This is a genomic window from Streptomyces calidiresistens (assembly GCF_014141525.1).
GTDB lineage: Bacteria > Actinomycetota > Actinomycetes > Streptomycetales > Streptomycetaceae > Streptomyces > Streptomyces calidiresistens.
The window spans coordinates 1-1,613 of the sequence record NZ_VKHS01001029.1; the positions used below are offsets into that span (position 1 = coordinate 1).

A 1,613-nucleotide genomic window follows, 5' to 3' on the forward strand; every position below is an offset into this window, starting at 1 on the left:
GGGGGCACCCCGAGAGCCCGGGGAGCGCCCGGGCGGGATGACGGTCACGCGTGCGTCCTCTTGAGCATCTCGGTCAGGACCGCGATGCTGTCCTCCCCGTGTCCCCTCTCGACCGCCCGCCGGACCAGGGAGTGCAGGGGGCGCTGCCAGTCCACGTCCACATCGCCCTCCCGGCCGATGTCCAGGTCGGCCGCGGCCCCTCGGTGGAAGACGTTCACCGAGGCGGCGGGGCGGCTGTAGTCGTTGCTGTCGATTTCCCGGGCGTACATCGGCAGGAGGGAAATGATCATTTCGAACCATTTGGCGGCGTACGGCACCAGGGTGCTCGCTTCCAATCCCCGGGATTGGAGCACGGCGGCGCCCTGGAAGAAACCGACGAGGGCGGGCAGCAGGGTACCGCCGACCGCCATCTCGTAGAGGGCGGCGAGGTCGGCCTCGTCGCCGAGATGTACGGTGTGGCCGCCCATCACCCCGAGCGTCGTCTCGAACTCGTCGAAAATGGATTTGTCGCCGCTGTAGTACAGCAGGGTGTCGTCCGCCCCGATGGCGGAGGGGACGTTCTTGACGGCCCCGTCGAGGTATCGGGCACCGTGGCCGGTCGCCCACTCGGCGGTCCTGCGGGCGTCGGCGGGTGACCCGCTGTTGAGGGTGACCAGGGCGCGGCCCTCCAGGACGGTGCCGGCCGGTTCGAGCACCCGGAGCGTGTCGTCGTAGGTCATGAGGCAGGTGATGATCAGAGGGCTCGCCGCGACCGCTTCCCGAACGGAAGCGGCGTGCACCGACCCCTTGCCGATCAGGGGTTCGGCCTTCGAGGCCGTCCTGTTCCACACGGTGGTCGGGTGGCCGGCCCGCAGGTATGCCTCGGCCAGGGCCGATCCCATCGAGCCCAGCCCGATGACGGTGACGGGCACGGGGGTCTGCGCGGTCATGTCGCTCTCCGGTTCTCCACGGGCGGTTCCGGAAAAGGTGAATTCCGAACGCGGAATGTGACCCGGCGATCGGTCTGTCGCCGGGGTGTTGTATCCATGCTGGGTGTTCTCCGGTATTCCATCAAGTACTTACATATTTGGCAGGTACTGACAATTTTGTAAGTGGTCGTGCCTCCGGCGGTGGGGAATACGTCAAGCGGCGGAGATATATTCGCGGTCTTGACACCTCGATCGATGCGATGGGGAAAGCGGAAAGGGCTGATCCTCTTCGAGCCGGGCCGGCGGCCGTTGCGTTTCGGGGAACCGCACCGGACGGTGAGAGGGTCGGCGAGGGGATGCTCACCCTCCACCTCCGTGCGATGGAGGCCGGTGCGCCGTGAGGTGTACCGGCAGGTGCCGCCCAAGGTGGGGTACTCGCCGACCGGCCCGGGAGAGTCGCTCAACACCGCGATGGTGCCCCTCGATGAGTGGAGTGAGGAGCACATGGACCTCCTGCAGTCGAGGCCGGTGAGTGGTCCCGCCGACGTCCCCCGATCCCGGCGGGGTCTCGCTCCGCCCCACCCGAACGGGCCCGGAGCCGGGAACGGGACACGCATGTCCCGGGCGGGCCCCGCCTTTCGGGGAGCGGGGCAGCGGGACCCTCGTCGACACCTCCGCCCGGGGGCGGCGGGACCGGGTGGGAGG

Annotated in this window: 2 protein-coding genes; one reads left to right on the forward strand and one right to left on the reverse strand. The window is 68.7% G+C overall.

From position 1 onward, the window contains the following. Positions 1-44: 44 nt before the first annotated feature. Positions 45-929, reverse strand: a complete 885-nt coding sequence (locus FOE67_RS25175; protein WP_182667119.1) for an NAD(P)-dependent oxidoreductase — start codon at positions 927-929, stop codon at positions 45-47. Between the two features lie 234 nt (positions 930-1,163). Between FOE67_RS25175 and FOE67_RS25180 the strand changes: the two genes are divergently transcribed. Then, a partial coding sequence (locus FOE67_RS25180; RefSeq protein WP_228474275.1) for a winged helix-turn-helix transcriptional regulator occupies positions 1,164-1,613 on the forward strand: 450 nt, incomplete at its 3' end.

Excerpts from the sequence above, each read along its gene's own strand:
- FOE67_RS25175 (WP_182667119.1), bottom strand. The coding sequence starts at position 929 with ATGACCGCGCAGACCCCCGTGCCCGTCACCGTCATCGGGCTGGGCTCG.